The 22,672-nt window shown below is 62.2% G+C and carries 25 protein-coding genes and 1 pseudogene; 17 read left to right on the forward strand and 9 right to left on the reverse strand.

Annotated elements, in window-relative coordinates:
• Window positions 1-106 precede the first annotated feature (106 nt).
• The 6 genes from ffh to trmD all read left to right on the forward strand — a co-directional run bounded on the left by ffh (window position 107) and on the right by trmD (window position 4,990).
• The gene (gene ffh, locus V3587_RS18035) at window positions 107-1,684 is read left to right on the forward strand and encodes a signal recognition particle protein (protein ID WP_003942713.1); all 1,578 of its coding nucleotides are present in this window, start codon (window positions 107-109) and stop codon (window positions 1,682-1,684) included.
• Window positions 1,685-1,687: 3 nt separating this feature from the next.
• Window positions 1,688-2,770 carry an amidohydrolase family protein gene (locus V3587_RS18040; RefSeq protein ID WP_283377068.1) on the forward strand — a complete coding sequence of 361 codons (1,083 nt, stop codon included), beginning with the start codon at window positions 1,688-1,690 and terminating at the stop codon, window positions 2,768-2,770.
• Window positions 2,771-2,979: 209 nt separating this feature from the next.
• Window positions 2,980-3,450 (forward strand): 30S ribosomal protein S16, encoded by a 471-nt coding sequence (rpsP, locus tag V3587_RS18045; RefSeq protein WP_003942818.1) that lies wholly within the window; start codon window positions 2,980-2,982, stop codon window positions 3,448-3,450.
• Window positions 3,447-3,689 (forward strand): RNA-binding protein, encoded by a 243-nt coding sequence (locus V3587_RS18050; RefSeq protein ID WP_003939023.1) that lies wholly within the window; start codon window positions 3,447-3,449, stop codon window positions 3,687-3,689. The genes rpsP and V3587_RS18050 overlap by 4 nt, the downstream gene beginning before the upstream one ends.
• Window positions 3,690-3,703: 14 nt before the next feature.
• Entirely contained in the window at window positions 3,704-4,276 is a 573-nt protein-coding gene (gene rimM / locus V3587_RS18055) for a ribosome maturation factor RimM (RefSeq protein ID WP_283377069.1), read from the forward strand.
• Between the two features lie 9 nt (window positions 4,277-4,285).
• The gene (gene trmD, locus V3587_RS18060; RefSeq protein WP_095969235.1) at window positions 4,286-4,990 is read left to right on the forward strand and encodes a tRNA (guanosine(37)-N1)-methyltransferase TrmD; all 705 of its coding nucleotides are present in this window, start codon (window positions 4,286-4,288) and stop codon (window positions 4,988-4,990) included.
• On the opposite strand, the gene V3587_RS18065 is transcribed toward trmD, so the two are convergent.
• Window positions 4,987-5,562, reverse strand: coding sequence for a dihydrofolate reductase family protein (locus V3587_RS18065; RefSeq protein ID WP_283377070.1), 576 nt, complete (start codon window positions 5,560-5,562; stop codon window positions 4,987-4,989). The genes trmD and V3587_RS18065 overlap by 4 nt on opposite strands.
• A 69-nt stretch (window positions 5,563-5,631) precedes the next feature.
• On the opposite strand from V3587_RS18065, the gene V3587_RS18070 reads away from it, so the two are divergent.
• Window positions 5,632-6,210 carry a TetR/AcrR family transcriptional regulator gene (locus V3587_RS18070; protein ID WP_283377071.1) on the forward strand — a complete coding sequence of 193 codons (579 nt, stop codon included), beginning with the start codon at window positions 5,632-5,634 and terminating at the stop codon, window positions 6,208-6,210.
• 4 nt (window positions 6,211-6,214) lie between these two features.
• Here V3587_RS18070 and V3587_RS18075 read toward each other — a convergent pair whose 3' ends face one another.
• Together V3587_RS18075 and V3587_RS18080 are read right to left on the reverse strand one after the other, a co-directional pair.
• Window positions 6,215-6,661, reverse strand: coding sequence for a GtrA family protein (locus V3587_RS18075; RefSeq protein WP_283377072.1), 447 nt, complete (start codon window positions 6,659-6,661; stop codon window positions 6,215-6,217).
• Entirely contained in the window at window positions 6,658-8,856 is a 2,199-nt protein-coding gene (locus V3587_RS18080; protein ID WP_283377073.1) for a hypothetical protein, read from the reverse strand. The genes V3587_RS18075 and V3587_RS18080 overlap by 4 nt, the downstream gene beginning before the upstream one ends.
• Window positions 8,857-9,028: 172 nt before the next feature.
• Here V3587_RS18080 and V3587_RS18085 point away from each other — a divergent pair, with 172 nt between their 5' ends.
• Complete coding sequence (locus V3587_RS18085; RefSeq protein ID WP_124566309.1) at window positions 9,029-10,015, forward strand: glycosyltransferase; 987 nt, start codon at window positions 9,029-9,031, stop codon at window positions 10,013-10,015.
• Window positions 10,005-11,147 carry a dTDP-4-amino-4,6-dideoxygalactose transaminase gene (rffA, locus tag V3587_RS18090; RefSeq protein WP_235171979.1) on the forward strand — a complete coding sequence of 381 codons (1,143 nt, stop codon included), beginning with the start codon at window positions 10,005-10,007 and terminating at the stop codon, window positions 11,145-11,147. Before V3587_RS18085 ends, rffA begins: the two co-directional genes overlap by 11 nt.
• A gap of 26 nt (window positions 11,148-11,173) precedes the next feature.
• Here the strand turns inward: rffA and V3587_RS18095 are convergent, their stop codons facing one another.
• Entirely contained in the window at window positions 11,174-12,160 is a 987-nt protein-coding gene (locus V3587_RS18095) for a serine hydrolase (protein WP_283377074.1), read from the reverse strand.
• 75 nt (window positions 12,161-12,235) lie between these two features.
• Here V3587_RS18095 and V3587_RS18100 point away from each other — a divergent pair, with 75 nt between their 5' ends.
• The 6 genes from V3587_RS18100 (at window position 12,236) to V3587_RS18125 (ending at window position 17,931) form a co-directional block, all read left to right on the forward strand.
• Window positions 12,236-14,575 carry a Tex family protein gene (locus tag V3587_RS18100; RefSeq protein ID WP_283377075.1) on the forward strand — a complete coding sequence of 780 codons (2,340 nt, stop codon included), beginning with the start codon at window positions 12,236-12,238 and terminating at the stop codon, window positions 14,573-14,575.
• Between the two features lie 104 nt (window positions 14,576-14,679).
• Window positions 14,680-15,567, forward strand: a complete 888-nt coding sequence (locus V3587_RS18105; RefSeq protein ID WP_003942742.1) for a hypothetical protein — start codon at window positions 14,680-14,682, stop codon at window positions 15,565-15,567.
• Window positions 15,568-15,656: 89 nt separating this feature from the next.
• Window positions 15,657-15,998 (forward strand): 50S ribosomal protein L19, encoded by a 342-nt coding sequence (gene rplS, locus V3587_RS18110; protein WP_003942791.1) that lies wholly within the window; start codon window positions 15,657-15,659, stop codon window positions 15,996-15,998.
• A 55-nt stretch (window positions 15,999-16,053) separates the two neighbouring features.
• Window positions 16,054-16,857 (forward strand): signal peptidase I, encoded by an 804-nt coding sequence (lepB, locus tag V3587_RS18115; protein ID WP_200315319.1) that lies wholly within the window; start codon window positions 16,054-16,056, stop codon window positions 16,855-16,857.
• A gap of 50 nt (window positions 16,858-16,907) precedes the next feature.
• Window positions 16,908-17,588 carry a ribonuclease HII gene (locus V3587_RS18120; RefSeq protein WP_095969243.1) on the forward strand — a complete coding sequence of 227 codons (681 nt, stop codon included), beginning with the start codon at window positions 16,908-16,910 and terminating at the stop codon, window positions 17,586-17,588.
• Window positions 17,589-17,625: 37 nt separating this feature from the next.
• Window positions 17,626-17,931 carry a DUF2469 domain-containing protein gene (locus V3587_RS18125; protein ID WP_003942715.1) on the forward strand — a complete coding sequence of 102 codons (306 nt, stop codon included), beginning with the start codon at window positions 17,626-17,628 and terminating at the stop codon, window positions 17,929-17,931.
• Between the two features lie 84 nt (window positions 17,932-18,015).
• Here V3587_RS18125 and V3587_RS18130 read toward each other — a convergent pair whose 3' ends face one another.
• The 4 genes from V3587_RS18130 to V3587_RS18145 all read right to left on the reverse strand — a co-directional run bounded on the left by V3587_RS18130 (window position 18,016) and on the right by V3587_RS18145 (window position 20,325).
• Entirely contained in the window at window positions 18,016-19,197 is a 1,182-nt protein-coding gene (locus V3587_RS18130; protein ID WP_095969244.1) for an RtcB family protein, read from the reverse strand.
• Window positions 19,198-19,295: 98 nt separating this feature from the next.
• On the reverse strand, window positions 19,296-19,514 hold the full coding sequence (locus tag V3587_RS18135) for a hypothetical protein (RefSeq protein ID WP_124566304.1): 219 nt from the start codon (window positions 19,512-19,514) through the stop codon (window positions 19,296-19,298).
• Window positions 19,515-19,596: 82 nt separating this feature from the next.
• Window positions 19,597-20,052 (reverse strand): ABC transporter substrate-binding protein, encoded by a 456-nt coding sequence (locus tag V3587_RS18140; RefSeq protein WP_283377076.1) that lies wholly within the window; start codon window positions 20,050-20,052, stop codon window positions 19,597-19,599.
• Between the two features lie 69 nt (window positions 20,053-20,121).
• A complete protein-coding gene (locus V3587_RS18145; protein ID WP_283377077.1) occupies window positions 20,122-20,325 on the reverse strand; it encodes a hypothetical protein in 204 nt (67 codons plus the stop codon).
• Window positions 20,326-20,475: 150 nt separating this feature from the next.
• Between V3587_RS18145 and V3587_RS18150 the strand changes: the two genes are divergently transcribed.
• Complete coding sequence (locus V3587_RS18150) at window positions 20,476-21,291, forward strand: helix-turn-helix transcriptional regulator (RefSeq protein ID WP_283377078.1); 816 nt, start codon at window positions 20,476-20,478, stop codon at window positions 21,289-21,291.
• A gap of 108 nt (window positions 21,292-21,399) precedes the next feature.
• Here V3587_RS18150 and V3587_RS18155 read toward each other — a convergent pair whose 3' ends face one another.
• Window positions 21,400-22,134 carry a hypothetical protein gene (locus V3587_RS18155; protein ID WP_003942731.1) on the reverse strand — a complete coding sequence of 245 codons (735 nt, stop codon included), beginning with the start codon at window positions 22,132-22,134 and terminating at the stop codon, window positions 21,400-21,402.
• A 261-nt stretch (window positions 22,135-22,395) separates the two neighbouring features.
• Here V3587_RS18155 and V3587_RS18160 point away from each other — a divergent pair.
• A pseudogene (locus V3587_RS18160) lies at window positions 22,396-22,672 on the forward strand (YraN family protein); the annotation flags it as partial.

Genomic DNA, 22,672 nt, shown 5'->3' on the forward strand with positions numbered 1-22,672 from the left:
TTCGGCAGTTACGCCCGCATCGGCTGGGATCGGTGCGGGCGTAGCGGCTAGGCTGGTGCCCGAGAATATCCACGGCTAACTCGCACGACCTTCAGGAGCGCACTCGGTGTTCGAATCCCTTTCCGACAGATTGACCGGATCTCTCAAGGATCTGCGTGGCAAGGGTCGTCTGTCCGGCGCCGATATCGACGCTACGGCCCGCGAGATCCGCCTTGCCCTGCTCGAGGCCGACGTCGCGCTTCCCGTAGTGCGTAGCTTCATCGCCAAGATCAAGGAACGCGCCAAGGGCGCCGAGGTCTCGGGTGCACTGAACCCGGCGCAGCAGGTCGTCAAGATCGTCAACGAAGAGCTGGTCGAGGTTCTCGGCGGCGAAACCCGTCGACTCCAGTTCGCCAAGACTCCGCCGACGGTCATCATGTTGGCCGGTCTGCAGGGTTCCGGTAAGACCACGCTGGCCGGAAAGTTGGCCAAGTGGCTCAAGGATCAGGGGCACACACCCCTTCTCGTTGCCTGCGACCTTCAGCGTCCCGGCGCCGTCACTCAGCTCCAGATCGTCGGTGAGCGTGCAGGCGCTGCGGTCTTCGCGCCGCATCCCGGCACCTCCATCGGCGGTGGCGAGAACGCACTGGGCGTTTCCGCAGCCGACCCCGTCGAGGTCGCCCGCGCCGGTGTCGAGGAAGCCCGCAACAAGCATTACGACGTCGTGATCGTCGACACCGCCGGTCGTCTCGGCATCGACTCGGAGTTGATGGCGCAGGCCGCCGGTATCCGTGACGCCGTCAACCCGGACGAGACCATCTTCGTTCTCGACGCCATGATCGGTCAGGACGCGGTCAGCACTGCCGACGCTTTCCGTGAGGGAGTCGGCATCACCGGCGTCGTCCTCACCAAGCTCGACGGCGATGCCCGCGGTGGCGCCGCACTGAGCGTGCGCGAGGTCACCGGCCAGCCGATCCTCTTCGCGTCCACCGGCGAGAAGCTCGAAGACTTCGACGTCTTCCACCCCGATCGCATGGCCAGCCGGATCCTCGGCATGGGCGACGTCCTGAGCCTCATCGAGCAGGCCGAGCAGGTTTTCGACGCCGATCAGGCCGAAGCGACCGCAGCCAAGATCGGTTCCGGCCAGCTCACCCTCGAAGACTTCCTCGATCAGATGATGGCCGTCCGCAAGATGGGCCCGATCGGCAACCTCCTCGGTATGTTGCCGGGTGCCGGCGGCATGAAGGACGCGCTTGCCAACGTCGACGAGAAGCAACTCGATCGCATTCAGGCAATCATCCGCGGTATGACGCCCGCCGAGCGCGACGATCCGAAGATCATCAACGCCTCACGCCGACTACGCATCGCGAACGGTTCGGGCGTCAAGGTTTCCGACGTCAACCAGCTGGTGGATCGCTTCTTCGAAGCCCGCAAGATGATGGCTGCCATGGCCGGCCGCATGGGCATGCCCGGCGCACGCAAGCAGGTTCGCAGCAAGAAGGGCAAGAAGGGCAAGAAGGGCGGCAAGGGCCCGACGCAGCCCAAGATGCGCGGAGGATTCCCCGGTATGGGCGGATTCCCGGGGATGCCCGGCGGAATGCCGGCCGGTATGCCCGACCTGTCGAACATGCCCAAGGGTCTCGATCAGTTGCCGCCCGGACTGGAAGGCATCGATCTCTCCCAGCTCAAGCTGCCCAAGAAGTAGTCGGTGGCTGCGCTTCATCTCCGGGGTATCGGTCTGCCCGATGCCGAGCCGATCGAATTGTGGATCGTCGACGGGCTGATTTCCTTCGAGCCGATGTCCGGTGCGGAGACGATCGTCGAATCGGGTTGGATCACAGCGGGTCTCGTGGATGCGCATTGTCACGTCGGTATCCGCTACGGCGGTGGCGGCGGCGAAACCGTCGACGGCTTGCTGGGGCAGGCGAAGACCGAACGTGACGCGGGTGTGCTGTTGCTCCGCGACGCCGGATCACCGGTCGACACCAGGTTCGTCGACGAGCGCCTCGACCTGCCGCGGATTATTCGCGCAGGCCAGCACATCGCGGCACCCAAGCGATACATCCCGGGCCTGCCGGTCGACCTGGACGACGAATCTCAGCTGCCGGCCGAGGTAGTGCGTCAGGCACGCGCCGGTGATGGTTGGGTCAAGCTCGTCGGGGACTGGATCGACCGTTCCATCGGTGACCTCGCCCCGTTGTGGAGCGACGAGATCCTGGTCGAGGCCATCGCTGCCGCCCATGCCGAGGGCGCAAAGGTCACCGCTCACGTCTTTGCCGAAGACGCCCTGCCCGGCCTGATCAACGCCGGCATCGACTGCATCGAGCACGGAACCGGATTGACGGACGCGACCATCGAGTTGATGGTCGCTCACGGCACGGCCCTGGTTCCGACGCTGATCAACATCGCTACTTTCCCCGAGATCGCGGACTCCGCCACGCGGTATCCGATCTACGCCGCGCACATGCGCGATCTGCACGCTCGTCGACACCAGACGATCGGTGCCGCTCACGAGGCCGGGATTCCGATCTATGCCGGAACGGACGCAGGCGGATCGATCAGGCACGGGCGGATCGCCGACGAGATCGCCGAACTCGAAGTTGCCGGATTGACAGCTCACCAGGCGTTGGGCGCAGCGAGCTGGGACGCGCGGAGTTGGTTGGGTGCGCAGTGCATCGAGGAAGGAGCGCCCGCCGACCTGGTGGTTTACTCCGAAGATCCGCGCGGAAACCCCGATGTGCTCGCGAAGCCGACGCGTGTCATCCTCCGCGGCACCCCCGTGAGTGGTTAGGGAGTCCCCGCACTCTCGAAGCGCGCACAGGGTGGTTTCCGAACGAGCCCACCCATCTGGCACAATGGACCATTGTTCGTCGCAACCGGTTACGTACCGCTGCGACGGTCACAGGATAGAGGCAAAACCGGGCTCACAAATCGTGTGGGTCGCTGAATTGCACGTGACATGCGCAGCACTGTTGTGCGCGCTGAAGGAGAACTGCAGCTGTGGCTGTCAAAATCAAGCTCACCCGCCTCGGCAAGATCCGCAACGCTCAGTACCGCGTTGTCATCGCCGACTCGCGCACCCGTCGTGACGGCCGTGCGATCGAGACCATCGGCAAGTACCACCCCAAGGAAGAGCCCTCGCTGATCGACATCGATTCCGAGCGCGCTCAGTACTGGCTGTCCGTGGGCGCACAGCCCACCGAGCCCGTCGAGGCACTCCTCAAGATCACCGGTGACTGGCAGAAGTTCAAGGGCCTGCCAGGCACCGAAGGCACCCTGCGCGTCAAGGAAGCCAAGCCCACCAAGCTCGAGCTCTTCCAGGCTGCGCTCGCGCAGGCCGAGAACGAGCCGGTTGCAGAAGCAATCACCCCCAAGAAGAAGAAGGCTGCAAAGGCTGACGAGGCCAAGGCAGAAGATACCGCGGCTGACGCCGAGGCTCCCGCTGCAGACGCCGAGGCTGCTGACAAGTGAGTGCCGTCGTCGCTGATGCGGTAGAGCATCTCGTGCGTGGCATCGTCGCCAATCCCGACGATGTGCGTGTCGAGCTGATCACCGGACGTCGGGGACGGACCGTCGAGGTGCACGTGCACCCCGACGATCTCGGCAAGGTCATCGGTCGGGGTGGTCGCACGGCGACCGCTCTGCGGACCTTGGTCTCCGGCATCGGTGGCCGCGGTATCCGTGTTGATGTCGTCGACACCGATCAGTAGACGGCAGTAAACAGGTGGAACTCGTAGTCGGTCGTGTCGCGAAGTCGCATGGCATCAAAGGTGAATTGGTAGTCGAGGTTCGTACAGACGAGCCCGAGGATCGTTTTGCCGTAGGTTCCGTGCTGCGTGGGCGCAAGCCGCGCGAGTCCACACTGAAGTCGTACACAGTGGAAGCCGCCCGGGATCATTCCGGGCGGCTTTTGCTGCGCCTCGAAGGCGTCAGTGACCGCGGCGACGCAGATGCGTTGCGCGGCACACTGTTCGTCATCGACAGCTCCGAACTCGAGCCTTCGGATGATCCGGACGAGTTCTACGATCACGAACTCGAAGGGTTGAAGGTCGTCCTCACCGACGGTACCGAGGTCGGTTCGGTCATCGAGGTATTGCATTCCGCGGCAGGCGAATTGCTTTCGATTCGCCGTACCGGTGAGACGTCCGGTGAATTGCTGATCCCGTTTGTCGCCGCCATCGTCACCTCGGTGTCGATTGCCGACGGCGTCGTGGTGATCGACCCTCCCGAGGGACTGCTCGACCCGGATTTCGGCGACAAGTCGAACAGTGACAATTCGAACTCAGACAACGACTGATCGTTTGTCATGCGTCTCGACGTCGTCACCATTTTTCCCGAGTATCTCGAACCGCTTCGTGCTGCCTTGCTGGGCAAGGCAATCGAACGTGGCTTGATCTCGGTCGACGTCCACGATCTTCGGTCGTGGACCCATGACGTACACAAAGCCGTGGACGATTCTCCGTACGGCGGCGGACCCGGCATGGTCATGAAACCCACCGTCTGGGGTCCGGCACTGGACGACGTGATCGGGCGCTCCGATTCTTCCGGCCCGGATGATGCCGAGACCATTCTGGTGGTGCCCACTCCCGCCGGCGTTCCGTTCACCCAGGAGACCGCGCACCGCTGGTCCACCGCCAAGCACCTTGTCTTCGCCTGTGGCCGATACGAAGGTATCGATCAACGGGTTTTCGACGACGCCGCCAAGCGGGTCAGGGTCGAAGAAGTCAGCATCGGTGATTACGTCCTGATCGGCGGTGAAGCAGCCGTGCTGGTGATGGTCGAGGCTGTTGTGCGACTGATGCCCGGCGTTCTCGGCAATCAGCTGTCACACCAAGAGGATTCGTTCTCCGACGGTCTTCTCGAAGGGCCTAGTTACACTCGCCCGGCTGTGTGGCGCGACCTCGAAGTTCCGCCGGTTCTGCTTTCCGGTGATCACGCGAAGATCAAGGCTTGGCGCCATGAGCAGTCGCTGCAGCGCACGGCCGAGCGTCGACCGGATCTTCTTCCTTAGGTATTTCGCTTCAACCAGGTGATGCTTGCGCCGTCGTCGAGCGATTCGGTTGCAGTCGGTGTGAACAGTGTCGGCGCGTAGTCACCTCTGATCATCGGTATGCCTGCGCCGGCGACGACCGGATACCTCTTGATGATCAACTCGTCGATCTCCGGTAGTAGTTCGCCGGCGAGAGTTCCGCCTCCGCACAGCCAGATATCTTGTCCTTCTTCCTCTTTGAGGGATCTGACGACCGCACGTGGATCGGTGCGAACGATGGTGACCGCGTGATCCTCGGCGTCAGGGAGGGTGCTGGAGACGACGAACTGGCGCAGGTGTGCGAAGGGGTTTCTCACGCCGGCGGTCAGCCCGGGCTCGTAAGAGCCGCGGCCCATGATGACCGTATCGAAGGTTCTGTTGGGCGCGTCCTCGATTCCGAGAGCGGTCCGCACATGCGTTGGTACGGTCTCGGGATATCGATCGCGTATCCAGGCCGTGATCTGTTCGGATACCGGAAAGAAATCGAATTCGCCGTCTGGTCCCGCGATGTAGCCGTCGAGAGAAGCTCCCACGTAGTACACAAGCTTTCGCATCTTGACGCTCCGTTCGTAGTACTATGTTTGTAGTGGTTCAACTTAGGGTCGTGTCAGGAGTGATGTCAAGTGCGAAAGAACCCGGAACGTCGGCTTGCCCTGATCGACGCGGCAATCGAGGTGCTGGCCCGAGAGGGTGCTCGAGGCTTGACTTTTCGAGCCGTCGACACCCAGGCGGCCGTGCCGAACGGGACAGCGTCGAACTACTTTTCCAATCGCGACGACCTGCTCACCCAAGCGGGTGGCCGGATCTACGAGCGACTGATTCCGGACGACCTCGCAGGGATGATCGATCCCGTCAACGGCACCGATCGTGAGCGCCTGGTGACGCTCATGCTCGACGTGGTCGAGCGGGTCACCTCGTTCGGAACGGGTTTCCTCGCGCTCATGGAGTTGCGACTGGAGGCGACGCGTCGACCGGACCTGCGAGCGGTCTTGACCGTCCGCATCCGAGAAGACTTCGACCTCAATGTCGCCAATCACCTGGCATCCGGGGTGCCCGGCGATGGGATGACCGTTCGCCTGCTCTATTTGTCGCTGAACTGGCTCGTACTGGATCGACTCACATTGCCGAACCTGTTCGGGGAGGAAGATATTCGTACGATCGTCGAGGCGGCGGTGGATCGAGCGTTACCCCGCGAATCGTAGGAGGTCAGTGCCGTTCGGCAGGTTTGCGGCGGAACGAGAAGTATCGATGACCGAAGAAGCTCACACCGGCGACGATCAACATGACAACCGCTTGGGCGGGAAGCGGAGGGGCATGAAGAATCGACACCGCGATTGTTCCGAGTATCAGATTCAGCACCAGGCCACCGGAATTGACGACGATGAACGCGCCCAGGTCGCGTGCGACATGTCCGCGGACGCGGAAAACCAGAGTCCGATGCAGAACGAAAGCGATGAGCACGCTGATCGAGTACGCGCCGATCACAGCCACTTGATACAGATCCTTGTTGTCGAGGATCAGTGACCAGATCACGAAGAGCACGTAGCCGATCGCCGTATTGGCCACTCCGACAATGGCAAACGCGATGGGCTGATGCTTGACCACCCGCAGCAGTGGACCGGGGCTCTCGGGTGATGCGATGTCTTCGGTCATGAAGACTCGGTTTTCACGATCTCGATCCGGTCCTTGCGCCGGGTCCGCAGATACATCCACTCGAGCACGCCGAGGCCGAGGATTCCGGCGACCATCGAAGCGCCGCCGACCTTCCAACCCGGCGGGCGCCACGTCAGGACAAGCTCTGCATCCTTCGTCCCGGCGGGAATGTCCACGGTGACAAAGGACTTCGCGACGACGTCGATCGGGACAGACTGACCGCCCAGGCTCGCCCGATATCCGGGCCAGCCGAGCCGTGCGAACACAACCCTGCCGCCGGTCTCCGAACTGACACGAAGGGTGCTCGACATGTTCGTTTCCCCGGTCGAAACAGCCTCGACGGCTTGGGCGTCGGCGATGCGTCCGTTGCGTGTCGAGACGGGGCCGTCGACGCGTTCGAGCACCGAGATGTAGTTCTCGTGGCCGGGGTAGTCGACCCATGTCCATCCGTCGGGAGCCGGGTTCTTGCGTGCATCGGGGTAGAGGGCGTTCTGAAGTACGACGCGGTCCACGTTCATCAGGTCGACGATGGTGCGGCCAGTGGTGGGTTCGACGGTGAATGCACGTCGGAAGGCGTCGGGGCAGACGCTCATGTCCCAGCGCATGCAGAGCAGATCACCGAAGTAGAAGTGCCCGTTGGGGGTGTAGCCGCTGGTGTAGGTCAGTTCGAGGTCTTTGGGGTAGTTGCCGAAGGCCAGGGAACCGTACGCTCCGTCGAGGGTCTTGTCCCCGGGAGCGATGAGCGCACGGTCGCCCAGTTGCAGTGTCGTGCCGTCGAAGTCGGGGAAGGCCTCTTTCATCTCCGAGCGGGATTCGGGCAGGTTCCAGCTCATCGGGGTCGGTTGCGCGGCTCGAACCTGGGCGTAAGCGATGGGGGAGACCGCGGCGATTGCCAACAGACATGCGAGCGCGGTGCCCTTCGTACGGCCCAGCCAGACCATCGCGGCGCCCAGTGCGACAACGACCAGGGCTGAGATTACGTGCCATTTCGCGAGCCCGGGGGCTGCCGAGGCGGACCTGATCAGAAGCAGGCCGACGAGGATTCCCGCTGCAACGGCGCGCCCGCGCAACTTGTCGGTCGTGGCGTAACGCCCGAGCAGGATGCACACCAGAAGCAGGAGTCCGATGGCCACCATCGGAAGAACGCGCGCGGGCCACCGAAGTGGGCCGATCGTGCTCGGCCCGGCCGTCCACATGAGGACGGCGACCGTGAAGATCCCGACGGCGGTCAATTCGCGTGCCGCGGCGCGTGCCTTGCCCCAGTCTATGAACGCCAGGGCGGGTATGAGGAACCAGGCGATGTAGACCATGGGCATGGTCTGGATGTATCCCCACCACGAGGAGAATGCAGGCATGGTGCTCGGCAGGCTCGCGTTCAGCGATTCCGACCAGGGAACGGCGAGGAAAGCGTCGTTCTTGACTTCGGATGCGCCGCGCCAGGTGACGTCGGCGGTGAGCAGGCTCGGTAGATACGTCGCGAGACCGGCGAGGGCGGCACAGGCAGACACCGCCAGAAGCCGCAGCGACGGCAACCAACGCCGTTGATAGACAACTTCGCCGATTGCGACCGCGCCGATCATCAAGCCGGATTCGACTGCGGGGAAAACATATTGGACCGACATCGCGAGATACAAGAACACGAAGGTCGGGATCGGACCGCTCTTACCGCGGGCGTAGCGGATTGCCGACGCCCATGCCTGAACCATCCATGCGGTGCCGGTGAAGGCTGTCATCCAACTGGCGGAGTCGAAGAACAGGAGGAACCCGGTGAACGGAATGGAGACTCCGGCGACTGCAGCCCACGTGGGCTTCGAGCCGTACTCCAGGCAGATTCGATAGACGCCCAGCGCAAGGATGATCGCGAAGATCAACTTCACGATCGTCGCGTACAGCGCGAGGTTGTCGAAGGACGGTGCGATCAGGTCGATCAGAAGTTGCGGCGGATTGAGAAGGCCCGCTTCCTCGATCGCGTAGTTGCCCGCCATCCAGTTCTCGGGGACGAGTACCGGCAGGTGGCCGTCCCGCAGGCTACGGCCGAGCATGACCCACAGCGGCGCGTACTGGGACTCGGTGTCGTCGGTGTAGAAGTGACGAGCGTTCGCGAGCACCACGGCCAGGTAGCCGGCGATGACACCGACCGCCGTGACGGCGCCCCACTTGTACACGTCTGCCCGGGCGAGAGTGCGAGTTTCCACCACGAGTTCCAGACCTTAACAGGGCAGGTGGGGCGCACGGAGACGTGAGCGCGTCACGCGCCGTCGGCATCCGAAGTCCGGACACCTCTGCGTGTTAAAGTTCGCGACGGTGTGGGCCCGATCGTGCCTGTCTCTCGGCGCCAGTCGAGCCCCCTGAAGGGAGTGGAAGCGAGTGCACTCGATTTCCGTCGTAGTGCCCGTTTATCAGGGCGAAAAGACGATCACGGCGCTCGTCGAGGAGTTGGACGGCCTGTGCGCGCCGAGTTCGACGCCCGGTGGTGCGCAGTTCACCGTCGACGAGATCGTTCTGGTCCACGACAACGGCCCGGACCGTTCCGACGTCGTGTTGCTCGAATTGGAGCGCCGTTTCGATCAGGTGCGTGTCGTGTGGCTCAGTCGCAACTACGGCCAGGACGCGGCGACTATCGCCGGTATGGCCGCTGCCCGTGGACAGTGGATCGTGACGATGGACGAGGACGGCCAGCACGACCCGGTGCATATCGGGGCTTTCCTCGACACGGCGCTGACGGAGCGATCCGATCTCGTGTATTCCAAACCCACGAACACTCGCCCGCATGGATTCTTGCGGAACCTGACATCGCGCGGCGCAAAGATCGTCTTGGCGACGGTGTTCGCGTTCCCTGATTCGACGAGATTCGAAAGTTACCGCCTGATCCGAGGTGACATCGGCCGACAGTTGGCCGGCGTCGCCGCCAATGGCGTGTACCTGGACGTCGCGCTGACGTGGGTGGTCGGCAACACGGCCACGGCGCCGGTGACTCTTCGAGCCGAAGGCCGCGAGGAATCCGGGTACAACTATCGGCGTTTGTTCTCGTTGTTCTGGAAGATGGTGTTGTGTAGCGGAACCCGCGGTCTGCGGTTGGTGAGTCTGCTCGGAGTCACTCTGGCGTCGGCCGGTGTGATCATGGCCGCGGTGATCTTCATCCAAGCCATGACCGGTGACAACAACGACCCGGAAGGATGGGCGTCGATCATCATGGCGCTGCTGGTCTGTTCGGGTGCGATCCTGTTTTCGCTCGGTCTCATCGCCGAATACCTCGGTGTTGCACTGCACGTCCTTGTCGGAAAGCCGCTGTATCTGACTGTCGATTCACCGCGGCCCGGAACCTCGATCGATCGGCATAGTCGTGAGCACTGATCGCATCATCTTCTCCCGCCCCTATCGGGCATCGAACGAATTGTCGAATCTGGCAACGGTTCTGGAGTCCGATCACATTCACGGTGACGGACGCTTCACCAAGTCCGCGACCGCTGCGCTCAAGGCGATCACCGGATCCACGCATGCTCTGCTGACGACCTCGTGCACTCATGCACTCGAATTGGGTGCGCTGCTCCTCGAATTGGGACCTGGCGACGAGGTGATCGTTCCGAGCTTCGCGTTCAGTTCGGCGGCGACTGCCGTCGCGTTGCGCGGTGCCACTGTTGTGTTCGTCGACATCGATCCGAGTACCGGCAATATCGATCCCGACTGCGTCGCAGCGGCGATCACGGAGCGCACCAAAGCTGTACTGGTCATGCATTACGGCGGAGTCGCCGCCGACATGGAACCTCTCCTCGACGTCGCAAAACTCCACGGCGTCGCGTTGATCGAAGACAACGCCCATGGCCTCGGCGGAAAGTGGCGTGGGCGGGCGCTCGGCACCATCGGAACTATCGGTACGCAGAGTTTTCACGACACCAAGAACGTTCATTGCGGCGAGGGTGGCGCGCTGTTGCTCTCCGACGATCAGCTGATGACCCGCGCCGAAATCATCCGTGAGAAGGGAACCGACCGTGCGCGTTTCCTACGCGGCCAGGTCGACAAGTATTCGTGGCAGGACATCGGGTCGAGTTATCTGCCCAGTGAACTCAATGCCGCTGTCCTCGACGCACAACTCTCGGAGTTCGACGCGATTCAAGCGGCCAGGCATCGCGTCTGGGATGCCTACAGCGTGAGTCTGGGCGAGTGGGCGTCCGAGAACGGTGTCGTTCCCATGTCGGTCCCCGATGATCGTGAGCACACCGCGCACCTGTTCTATCTCAAGATGCCGACCGAAGAGAGTCGAGACGGGTTGATCCGACATCTTGCCGCTGACGGAATCGTGGCGCCGTTTCACTACGTCCCGCTCGATACGAGTGCGGCCGGTGTGCGCTACGGACGAACACCGGAGCCGTGTGTGCGTAGTGCCGAGTTCTCCGCGTCGATCCTTCGCCTGCCGCTGTGGCCCATGCTCACGTCCGAACAACAGGAACGGGTCATCGGTTCGGTCCTCGACTACAAGCAGGCTTGAGGACGAACACGACCGCGCGGATCGAATCAGGGCCCGGAAGCTTCGGGCATCACCGAGTCCGCGGTCGTGGATGCCGCCGCCCAGTCGTCGATGCTTCCGCTCGGGAAGAGGATCTGCGTGACGCCGGTGACCGTGTCGCGAGCGTGCAGTGCGCTCTCGTCGTCGACGGCATCGGTGAACGAGGTGTCGGGATAGAAGCTGTCCTCGTCGGTGTACTGGACGTCTTCTCGTGAACCGATCGCGATGATGTATCGGTTGTCGTCGCCGACGATGCCGGTGGACAGATGGATCCACTTGTCCTCGACACAGCACATCCAGCCTTGTTTGACTCCGATGACCGGCTCGCCGAACAAGGCCTCGGGCAGGCCGAACCTCTGGTCGTAGCCGTCGGTTCCTTCGGGAGTGGATTGCCGCAGGTACTCGACGAACTGCTCGACCCGTTCAGGTCCGAGTTGGTCGGAGTCGTCGAGGATCCCGCTGTAGAAGGTGACCAGGTCACGTGTCGTGGTTTCGGTGTTCCACCACATACCGTCCCACGGCGGCGTCGTCGCGGTCAGTGCGTAACGCTCGGCGACGCGGCTGATCACCTCTTGGCCGCCGACCTCGTCCCAGAGGAGGTTGGCTGCGGTGTCGTCGGAGGATTCGAGCATCGCCGCCATGAGGGTGCGATCGTCGTCCGTGATGGGCCGCTCGCCGCGAGCGTCCTGATGGAGTAGATCCTCGGCGATGAAAAGTTTTGCGACTGAGGCAGTTTCGATTTGCTGGTCGCCGGCAACATCGAGGTACTTGTCCGAGGATCGATCGAGGACGGCGATGGAGACGTCCGCACCACGCCCGAGCGCCGCCACCTGAGCTTGCGCCAGTCGGCCGTCGAGAGTCTCCGCGACCGGAACATTGGTGTCGGGGAAGGCGGGGGTCTGCATCGAATCATCCGGGTTCTGTCCGCCGCTGCACGAAGCCGCAAAAGTAACTGCGGCCGCCATTGCGGCAATCCGGACGTACCGCGTACTCATCTGTTTCCCCCGGTAGCCCTGACACGGCACTGTTGCCGATCTTCTTGTCTCAGGATAGCGGTAGGGTCGGATCTCGTGATTCTCAAGACCGTGAACCAGCGCATTGCCGAGGAACTCGACGTCCGCGAAGGCCAGGTTGCAGCAGCAGTCGACCTTCTCGACGGCGGAGCCACGGTGCCCTTCATCGCCCGGTACCGCAAGGAAGTCACCGGCACGCTCGACGACGCCCAGCTGCGACTCCTGGACGAGCGGCTGCGGTATCTCCGCGAGCTCGACGACCGTCGTGACGCCGTGCTCACGGAGATCGACTCTCAGGGCAAACTCGACGACCAACTGCGCGGTCAGATCATGCTGGCCGAGACGAAAGCGCGGCTGGAGGACATCTACCTGCCCTTCAAGCCGAAGCGGCGCACCAAGGCGCAGATCGCCCGCGAAGCCGGCCACGAGCCCGTCGCGGATGCTCTCATCGGAGATCCCACCACCGATCCCGCGCAGTATTCGGACGAACAACTCGACGGCGCCCGGTCGATCCTCGTGGAGCGCTTCGCCGAGGACGCCGATCTGGTCGGTGAATTGCGCGAGCTGATGTGGAATCGCGGCCAGGTCGTCTCCTCGGTCCGCAAGGGCAAGGAAACCGATGGCTCGAAGTTTGCTGACTACTTCGAGTTCTCGGAACCGTTCTCCAAATTGCCCTCGCACCGCATCCTCGCCGTCCTGCGCGGCGAGAAGGAAGAGGTGCTGTCGCTCAACATGGCGGCCGACACCGAAGAACTCGCGGCGGGGGAGCGCACGGTCTACGAAGGCCGCATCGCGTCGCGGTTCGAGATCGCCGACCGTGGTCGGGCCGCCGACGGGTGGCTTCTCGACACCGTCAAGTGGGCCTGGAAGACGAAGTTCGCCGTCACGCTCGGTATCGACACTCGGATGCGTCTGCGGCAGTCGGCCGAAAAGGACGCCGTCGACGTTTTCGCCACCAACCTCAAGGATCTACTCCTCGCAGCTCCCGCCGGCGCCCGACCCACCATGGGACTCGACCCCGGATTCCGCACCGGAACGAAGGTTGCCGTCGTCGACGGAACCGGCAAAGTTGTTGCCTACGAGACGATTTACCCGCACCAGCCGCAGAACAAGTGGGACGCGGCTCTTGCGACGCTTGCCGGGCTGGTAGCCAAGCACGGCGTCGAACTGATCGCCATCGGCAACGGCACGGCCTCACGTGAGACCGACACGCTCGCTACCGAACTGATCAAGAAGACCGGCGCGCCCAACCTGACCAAGATCGTCGTCTCCGAGGCAGGCGCATCGGTGTACTCGGCTTCGGCCTACGCGTCGCAGGAACTTCCCGACCTCGACGTCTCGATTCGCGGTGCGGTGTCCATTGCGCGTCGCCTGCAGGATCCGTTGGCGGAGTTGGTCAAGATCGATCCCAAGTCCATCGGTGTCGGTCAGTACCAGCACGACATCACCGAATCGCTGCTCTCACGTTCCCTCGACGCCGTCGTCGAGGATGCCGTCAACTCGGTCGGCGTCGACGTCAACACCGCGTCCGTGCCGCTGCTCGCTCGGGTGTCCGGAATCGCGGGTTCTCTCGCGGAGAGCATCGTTGCGCATCGGGACCAGAACGGTCCGTTCAAATCCCGCAAGGGACTCAAGGACGTCTCCCGCCTGGGGCCCAAGGCTTTCGAACAGTGCGCAGGCTTCCTGCGGATCACCGACGGTGACGACCCGCTCGACGCGTCGAGCGTCCACCCGGAGGCATATCCGGTGGTTCGCAAGATCGTTGCGAGTGCGGGCGGGGACGTGCGCACCGTGATCGGAAACTCGCAGGCACTTCGATCGGTCAAGCCGTCCGACTACGTCGACGAGCGATTCGGACTACCGACCGTCACCGACATCATCTCCGAGTTGGAGAAGCCGGGACGAGATCCACGACCTGAATTCAAGACCGCGACCTTTGCCGCAGGCATCGAGAAGGTAGCGCATCTCAAGCCAGGTATGACTCTCGAAGGCGTGGTCACCAACGTCGCAGCCTTCGGCGCCTTCGTCGACATCGGAGTTCATCAGGACGGTCTGGTTCACGTCTCCGCGATGTCACACAACTTCGTCAAGGACCCACGCGAGGTCGTCAAATCCGGTGACGTCGTCAAGGTGAAGGTTCTCGAAGTGGACGAGGCACGCCAACGCATCGGGCTGACGCTTCGTCTCGACGACGAGGTGGGTGCGCCCCGCAAGTCCGAAGGCCCGCGTGGTGGGCAACCTCAGCGTCAGGGCCAGCCGCAGGGTCAGCGTCAGGGACAGGGTCAGCAACGAGGAAATGGCGGACGCCAGGGTGGACGCGAGCAGCGACCGGACAACCGCGCGCCTGCTGCCGGGTCGATGGCCGACGCTCTGCGCAAGGCGGGCTTCGGCAAGTAAATCCGTCCGCCGGGTTTTCGAAGTCCGTATCGTCACAATCGAGTCGGTTGGCGGTATGAATCCGATCAGGGTCGGATCATGAATTCGGTGAAGGGAGGACAGCGATGCGAGAGTGGCTCGAGCGCGAGATCATCGCCCATGGCCGATTGCCGTTGCTGTTCTTCCTGCTCGGGTTCCTGTCCGCGTTCCTTTTCATCCGCCTCAGCGTTCGGATGATTCGCGCGCAAGTGAAATGGTGGCCGGGCAACATCGCGCCCGGAGGTCAGCATGTGCATCACGTCGTGTTCGGTGTGATCGCCATGATGATCTCCGGTGGTGCGTTGATCGCGGTCTACGTCGATGGTTCGCAGACCACCGGCGCCGTCCTGGCGGCGATCTTCGGTATGGGTGCGGCGTTGGTGCTCGACGAGTTCGCACTGATCTTCTATCTGAAGGATGTGTACTGGTCCGAACAAGGTCGGACCTCGGTGGATGCGGTCTTCGTCGCGATCGCCGTGACCGGTCTGGTGCTGCTGGGTTTCCGCCCCCTCGAACTGCTCGACGTCGCCGGATTCCGTGAAGAACGAGATCCGTGGATCAAATTGGTCTTCGTTTTCGTCGCGTTGATCAACTTCGCCTTGGCGGCAATCGTGATTCTCAAGGGGAAGATCTGGACGGGGCTCGTCGGTCTATTCGTCTTTCCGCTGCTGGTAATCGGAGCGGTTCGCTTGAGCCGGCCGGGTGCACCGTGGGCTCGCTGGCGGTACACGCGCAAGCCGAAACGGATGAACCGCGCGCTCGAGCGTGAACGGAAGTGGCGTCGACCGGTCATCCGGGCCAAGATCTATGTCCAGGATCTGATTGCCGGATCACCGAGCGTCGAGCATGCGATGACCGCGGCCGAGCAGGAACTGGACCACACCATCCACGCGGCTCCGCCACCGCCGATTTCCCCGCTGGTGTCCGCGTCTGGCACAATGGACGGGTTGCCTGGACCAGGCAGCAGCACTTGATCTGGGCACGAACCAGACGAGCGCCGTTTCGGGAGACCGAAACGCGTGCCGCTCGGTTCCTCTGCTCCTGCGAAATACAAGGATGACATATGAACACCCTGGACTTCCTGGACAAAAAGTCGCTCCGCGACGACATCCCCGAGTTCCGTCCCGGCGACACGCTCAACGTGAACGTCAAGGTTATCGAAGGCTCCAAGGAGCGCGTGCAGGTCTTCAAGGGCGTCGTTATTCGTCGCCAGGGCGGCGGCGTTCGCGAGACCTTCACCGTCCGTAAGGTCTCCTTCGGCGTCGGCGTCGAGCGCACCTTCCCGGTTCACAGCCCCACGCTGGCCTCCATCGAGGTTCTGACCCGCGGTGACGTCCGTCGCGCCAAGCTGTACTACCTCCGTGAGCTTCGTGGCAAGAAGGCGAAGATCAAGGAAAAGCGCTGATCTTTCCGATGAGCCCGGCACCGCGTACGCGCGGTGTCGGGCTAATCTGGTTTCTGTGGCAGATTCTTCGAAGGAGCAGGCATTGTCGTCCGGACCCGAGAATCACGAGGGATCAAGCGGTTCCGCGGAACCGACCTCACATCGGCCGCAGAAGAAACAGCGATCGTTCCTGCGAGAGCTCCCTGTTCTGATCGGCGTAGCGCTGGTACTCAGCATCGTCCTTCAGGCATTTGTCTTCAGAGTTTTTCTCATCCCATCCGAGTCGATGGAACCGACACTGCACGGCTGTGCAGGATGTACCGGTGACCGCATCGTGGTGGAGAAGATCGGATACCGCTTCGGCGATCCGGAACCCGGCGACGTCGTCGTCTTCAAGGGACCCGATTCGTGGAACACGAAATATGTGTCCAATCGGTCCGACAACGTTGTAGTCCGCGGCATTCAAGAAGTCGGTTCGTGGGTCGGCCTCGTTCCGCCGGACGAGAACGACTTGGTCAAGCGAGTGATCGCAACAGGTGGCCAGACCGTCGAATGCTGTGACGACCAGGGCCGAGTCCTGGTCGACGGCAAACCGCTGAACGAGCCGTACATCAAGATGGATTTCCCGTTCACTCCGGGAACACAAACGTGTGACACCGAAGTGAAGTCGGGCCGATGCTTCGGACCGATCACCGTTCCCGAGGGCCACGTGTGGGTCATGGGCGACAACCGCAGCAATTCCGCCGACTCGCGCTACCACGTGGATGACGAGTTCCAGGGAACAGTCCCGATCGACAACATCATCGGTCAAGCTCGATTCATCGTCCTTCCCCCGTCGCGAATGGGCGGCATCGATGCGCCTGATATTCAGGGCAACTGAGTTGTCGGACCGCACACATGGATTCGCGTAGTTCCGAGTAGGCAGAGACAGTGAGTAGTTGGCCCCCTCGCGTTGTCATTCGCAGATCGGCAGGTCTGCGGACGATGGAGTCTGCGTTGGCGCGAACCGGACTCGGTCCGGTCGCCGGCGTCGACGAAGCCGGGCGCGGAGCGTGCGCTGGTCCACTCGTCATTGCCGCGTGTGTCCTGGCGCCGAAACCGCAAGCGGCACTGGCGCGGCTCGACGATTCGAAAAAGTTGACCGAACGCGCGCGCGAGGAGCTCTTCCCGGCCATCAAGCGTTTGGCGTTGGCGTGGAGTGTTATTTCGGTACCCGCTGCGGAAGTCGATCAGATCGGTATCCACGTCGCCAACATCGAGGGGATGCGACGAGCAGTTGCGGGCCTCGACCTCGAACCGGGCTACGTCCTCACCGACGGGTTCCGGGTTCCGGGTTTGACGGCTCCCTCGCTGCCGGTCATCGGCGGTGACGGCGCCGCTGCATGTATCGCCGCGGCCAGCGTTCTCGCGAAGGTCACCCGAGATCGTGTGATGACGGAGATGGACAGCACTCATCCCGGATACGGTTTCGCGATTCACAAGGGATACAGCACGCCCCTGCACATGGACGCTCTCGAAGACCTGGGGCCGTGCCCCGAACACCGCATGACCTATGCCAACGTGGTGGCTGCGGGAGTCCGGTTGGAACAACGTGCAGGCCGTACGGGATGATGGAAGTTCAGACGAACTGGGAGGACTGGCTAAACCGATGAGTGCCGAGGATCTCGAGAAGTACGAAACCGAGATGGAGCTGTCGCTCTACCGTGAATACCGGGACATCGTCGGACAGTTCTCCTACGTCGTGGAGACCGAACGACGTTTCTACCTGGCCAACACGGTCGAGTTGCTGCCCCACAATTCCGACGGGGAAATCTACTTCGAGCTGCGGATGTCCGACGCCTGGGTGTGGGACATGTACCGCCCGGCGCGATTCGTGAAGTACGTGCGCGTCGTGACGTTCAAGGACGTCAACATCGAAGAGTTGGACAAGCCGGATCTGCGCCTTCCTGACTGACCTGTGCGTGCTGCACAGATCTCGACGACGAAGTGCCCCGCCGATATTGGCGGGGCACTTCGTATTTCGCTGCTTTGTGCCGGATCAGTTGCCCTTTACGTTCACGATCTGACGCAGGGTGTGTCGAATCTCGACCAAGTCCTTCGCGTCGTCCATCACGACGTCGATGTCCTTGTACGCACCCGGGATCTCGTCGAGGAACGCCGCGGAGCGCTTGTATTCGATGCCGACCATCGCCTTGTCGAGATCTTCGATGGTGAAGGTCTTGCGTGCCTGGTTACGTCCGTACACCCGACCCGCGCCGTGGGGGCTGGACTTGAACGAGGGCACGTTTCCCTTGCCGACGACGACGTAACTCGCGGTTCCCATCGAACCGGGGATGAGCCCGGGCGTGCCCTCGTCTGCCTTGATCGCACCCTTACGGCTCAACCACACACCGCGACCCATGTGGAACTCCTTCTGGGTGAAGTTGTGGTGGCAGTTGATCCGCTCGAGCTCGTCGATGATCGCGGGTTTGCCGTCACCCATGAAATGCGCGAAGTCCTTCACGACGCGGTCCATCATCTCTTCTCGGTTGAGCAGGGCGAAATGCTGAGCCCAGTTGAGATCGGTGATGTACGAGTCGAATTCGGGTGTCTTCTCGACCAGGTAGGCAAGATCCGGATCGGGAAGGTCGATGTACCACCGCTCGCACAAGTCCTTGGCGATCTTGATGTGATGCTGCGCGAGCTTGTTTCCGATACCGCGGCTTCCCGAGTGCAGGAAAAGCCAGACGCCGTCGCTTTCGTCGAGCGTCACCTCGATGAAGTGGTTACCCGAACCAAGCGTTCCGAGCTGAAACCTCCAGTTGTTCTTGAACTTGTCGTAGAAGGCCAGACGATCGCCCGCCATCGCCTCGAGTTCTGCGATGCGGATGTGCGCCGTGTCGCTCAGCGTCGTGTTGTAGACACCTGCCGAGAGCGGGACGGAGCGTTCGATGCTGTGGCGAAGAACGCCCAGGTCGCGGCCTTGAAGGTCGCGTGCGCTGAACTGGGTTTTGACCGCGATCATTCCGCAGCCGATATCGACTCCGACGGCGGCGGGCATGATTGCGCCTTCCGTCGGAATGACCGAACCCACCGTCGCACCCGCACCGAGGTGCGCATCCGGCATCAATGCCAGATGTGGACGGACAAAAGGCATCTGGGACGTGCGCAGCGCTTGCTCACGAGTGTTCTCGTCGAGTATCGATGCCCAGTTCCACAGCCTTTTGGTGATCTTCTCCATCAGATTTCTCCCACATAGTTCACAGCCGAACCGATCGGTCCGACGTGTGTCGTGCAGGATGACCATGCGCTTCGTCCGTGGTTGTGTGCAACCCCTTTTCAGGTGCGCAGGCCGTCTGCGAGTTCGTAGATTCGCCCGACATACTTCTCCTGGAAGGCTTTTCGGGCAGCATCTGCCTGTTGCCGAGCGCCCATTCGGGAGTAGAGGTACTCGAGGTGAACCAAGCTCTCGCCGATGTCGACGCGTCGCTGGTCGAGAACCGTCAGCTCGTCGACCAGTCGAGCCAGATCTAACGCGGTGTCCGGTACCTCGTCCATGGCGGTCCTCGATGTTCGTGGGTGCTTCCTGGGATTGAGGCTAACACTCTTCGAACATATTTTCGATACCTGGTCCTGTTGTCTACTTCGACAAGGTAGCTGTCAGCTGGTCGATGGCATAGGGGATTCCGCGTGGGTCGTGCGACGAGAACACGTATCCCTCGGGAGTGTCGAGGTTGACGATCGTCGCGGTTTGCCCGGCGAATTCCGGGTGCGCAGCGCGAGCGGTGGCAAACGCGTTTTCGGTATCCGTGATCAATTGTCGAGCTTGTGGTTCTTTGCCGAGGGCGCGCCCGGCGGTGACCGTCATGTCGGTCCACGGCGTTGTGTATGCGTCGTAGTCCTTGCTCTGCGCGACGGTCGGCGCAATCGAGGTCAGCTTCTTGTAGGTGTCCGTGTCGATGTCGGCGTACAGCGCGAGGATCAGATCTGGTGCGAGGGAGGCGATTTGCTCGAAGTTGAAGTCTCCGCCGCTGTTGATGTACGTCGGAGTTTTCCCCTTCCAGTAGTCCTTCGTCCACGGCCAGCTTTCATCCATGCCGGACCCCCACCATTCGGCCATGCCGACGGGTTCGACTCCCAAGGCAAGCAGTGGTTCGTGATCGGTCTAGCCGAGTGTGACGACGCGCTGTGGTTCGGCGTCGATTGTCGTCGAACCCAGGGCGTGCTCGATCGTCACGGGGAATGCGTCGTTGCTCTGGGTCGCTGATGTGGTGTCGACGCCTTGCGAGGTTCCGCAGGCGGTCGAGAACCCGATGATCGCGGCCGTCGTGAGTAGGGCGGCGAGGATTCGGGTGCTACGTGAGGGCACGTACATGCTCCTTCGAAGTGGTGGGCGAGTGATCTGAGTTCCGCAGGAAAGTGCTGAACTGGTCGCATCAGCAATAAAGTGAGGCTAACCTTTGCAGAATTGTCGGTCCATCCTTCCGGATGGACTCGGATACGCCCAGGAAGACGCAAAATGTCCACTCTCGAGTACTCGACTCGCCCAAACTCCTTGCTAGCGCTCCCCGATAGTCGCGGACGGACATTCAAAGATTTTCAGGTTTACGCCAACATCGTCGACGGCGTGACCGCGTACGGAGCTCATCGACACCCGGAGCATCAGATCGCCTGGATGAGTGAAGGCACGATGCAGATCGCTGCCGGGGGCAATGTGTGGCACCTGCACAGCGAACACTTGGTCTGGCTGCCGGGCACCGTCCTCCATGACATGACTCTTCTGACGGAGGGATGCATGATCGCGGCCTATGCGCGTCCGGATCTACGCCCTGCCGGGCCGCGGTGGACTCAGCCACGTGTTCTCGAAGTCGATGCTCTGTCCGCTCAATTGCTGCGGCACCTCGCCGACCGGACCATCGACGATGCTCGGCGTTTGATGAGTCAGGAGTTGCTCTACGACATTCTTGCTTCAGCACCCGAACGGCACGACGTCCTCGCGGTTCCTCGCAACGCTGCGGCGAGTTCGGTTTCAGCCCGGATCCTCGCTGATCCGGCGGACTCACGGAGGCTGGGGGAGTGGGCGGGCGAACTCGGGGTCAGTTCCAAGACCTTGATGCGAGCCTTTGTCGCCAATACCGGGATTACCCTCGGGCAGTGGAGAACTCGGGCACGCATGTACGCATCACTCGAGATGCTCGCGCGGGGTGAGGGTGTCAATGACGTTGCCCCGCAGGTGGGTTACCGGACCAATAGTGGGTTCATCGCCGCATTTCGGGAAACCTTCGGTACGACGCCGGCCCGGTACGGTGCGAAAGCTGATGCAGTGAGTCGCTGACGACCTTGACGAAATTCGTTGATGGCCAAACTTGTTTCGAAAACGTAGAAATGGGCCGAGCTGCCAGCATGTGCTGGTGGCCCGGCCCATTTACTAAACCGAACTGAGTCAGCTCATGTTGCCGAGCACATTGCCCAAGACGCCGCTGATGACATTGGTCATCGACCCCTGCGGGTCGGTCAGGGAGCCGAATACCTGGCCCGATCCGGAGTTGAGTGAGCCGAAGCCCATGTCCTCGAGGCTTCCGGCGCCCGCCTCGACGGGGTTCGGCTGCCGGATGGTGACGCAGACGCCCATCGGATTGATGTTCCAGTCGCCCGCCGCCAGCACAATGTTGGTGCCGGCGCCGCTGTCGAGCTGCGTGCCTACAACTGCGTTATCGGGAACTTTGTAGGTGGTTTCCAAAGCGATGACGCCGCCGCCCGCAGTGGTCCATCCGCCGCCCTTTGCCACCACGGAGTTATTGCCGACGACGACGGTCTTGGTGACGTCGTCCCACTTCTGGTCGCCGATAAGCCATTTGACGTTCAGGCGAGCCTTGACGAGCTGGAATCCTGCCGGGTGGAAATCGCGGATCTGATTGACGAGGGCTCCGGAACCGGAAACCTTGGTGATGTAGGTGACCGTCTGACCCGCTGCGACCTTGCCGTCGCCGACAACCTCCTTGCTGACGGTGTACGGCGTCCCGAGGGAACCGGCCCAACTGTCGGTGACCGACTGGTTGAGCGCGCAGGCCGGTGCTGCTTGCGCCACCGAGGCGCCAAGTCCAACAGTGACGCCGGCGGCGATGAGAACGAGGGATGTGGTGGTTGCTACTGCGTGGCGAAGTGAGCGGCGGGCCATGTAGAACTCCATTCAGCGGGGTGCGTGACGGTTTGAGCAAAACTGTAACTAGTTCTACTGGACTTTCGTCCAATTTTTGGGGATTTCAGAAAATTGTCGGATTGTGCGCCGTCGTTGATGTATCGCGCTGCCGGATTCCACAGGTTCTGGGTTGTCCACAGGTTGGTTGTGGGTGGCTTGGTTTTGTGGTGGTGGGTCGAGGGTGGTGGGTGGGACGCGTTTCGTATGGGCGGGCGCGGGGTGTGAGTGGTGGGGGCTGTGATGGCGAGGAATATGGCGTTGGGTGCTCGGGGCGAGGATGTGGCTGTCGAGTTCCTGATCGATGCGGGTTTGGAGATTGTCGAGCGTAATTGGCGTTGTCGGTACGGCGAGTTGGATGTGATTGCGACATCCGGTGATCGGATTGTGTTCGTGGAGGTGAAGACTCGCTCTGGTGTCGGGTACGGGAGTCCGGCGGAGTCGGTGTCGGGTACGGGAGTCCGGCGGAGTCGGTGACGTTCGCGAAGCAGCGTCGGATTCGGGTGTTGGCGATGCAGTG

The sequence above is a fragment of the Rhodococcus sp. IEGM 1306 genome (assembly GCF_036541985.1).
Taxonomy (GTDB): domain Bacteria; phylum Actinomycetota; class Actinomycetes; order Mycobacteriales; family Mycobacteriaceae; genus Rhodococcus_F; species Rhodococcus_F qingshengii.